This window comes from Kytococcus schroeteri (assembly GCF_002847825.1).
In the GTDB taxonomy this organism is placed as follows: Bacteria; Actinomycetota; Actinomycetes; order Actinomycetales; family Dermatophilaceae; genus Kytococcus; species Kytococcus schroeteri.
Genome location: NZ_PKIZ01000045.1, coordinates 1 through 1,069, shown reverse-complemented (window position 1 = coordinate 1,069; position 1,069 = coordinate 1). Strand labels below are relative to the sequence as shown.

The window sequence follows — 1,069 nt, the reverse complement described above, 5'->3', positions numbered from 1 at the left end:
GACTCGCTGACAGGTGAAGGCCTCCTGTTGCGAGAGTGGAGCTGTCTAAGAACCGCTGCACGCACCTAGGAGGCCTTCGTGTCCCACGCTAACGCTGCTCTGACTCCTCGCGCTCGTTTGCGCCTGGCCAAGCTCATCGTCCAGGAGGGTTGGCCAGTGGCCGTGGCAGCCAAGATGTTCTTGGTCTCACCGCCCACGGCCCGCAAGTGGGCTGCCCGGTACCGGGCCGAGGGAGCGGCCGGAATGACAGATCGCACCAGCCGGCCCCACGTGATGCCGACCAAGACCCCACCAGCGGTGGTGAAGAAGATCGTGAAGGCCAGGTGGCGACGCCGGCTCGGCCCGGTGCAGATCGCCGGTGAGCTGGGCATGCCGGCCTCCACGGTCCATGCCGTGCTCGTGCGCTGCCGACTGAACCGGCTGGCCCGCATCGACCGGGTCACCGGCGAACCAGTCCGCCGGTACGAGCACCCTCACCCCGGGTCACTGATCCACGTCGACGTCACGAAGTTCGGGCGGATCCCTGACGGGGGTGGGCACCGCTTCGTGGGGCGGCAGCAGGGCCTGAAGCACCGTGCGGCGACCTCCGACCGGGAAGGCACCCGCGACCACCGGTACCAGCCCAGGCTCGGGGTGGGACACCTGCACACCGTGATCGATGACCACACCAGGATCGCCTACGTCGAGATGCACGCCGATGAACGCAAGGAGACCGCTATCGGTGTGCTGCGCCGGGCCGTCGCGTGGTTCGCCGAGCGTGGCGTCACGGTAGAACGGGTGCTGTCGGACAACGGCTCGGCGTACAGGTCCGCCGCGTGGAGCCAGGCCTGCACCGAGCTGGGCATCACTGCCAAACGGACCCGCCCGTATCGACCGCAGACCAACGGGAAGATCGAACGTTTCCACCGCACCCTGGCCGACGGGTGGGCCTACGCCAAGCTCTACACCTCAGAGACCGAACGCCGCGACGCCCTCCCCGGCTGGATCCACTTCTACAATCACCACCGGGTCCACTCCGCGATCGGAGCCCCGCCAGTCAGCCGCCTCAACAACCTGGCTGGACATCACA

At 67.7% G+C, this 1,069-nt stretch carries 1 protein-coding gene; it reads left to right on the top strand.

Features of this window, described 5'->3' with window-relative positions; translation table 11 throughout:
* Positions 1-78: 78 nt before the first annotated feature.
* On the top strand, positions 79-1,069 hold a 991-nt coding region (locus CYJ76_RS11425; RefSeq protein WP_101850151.1), incomplete at its 3' end, for an IS481 family transposase.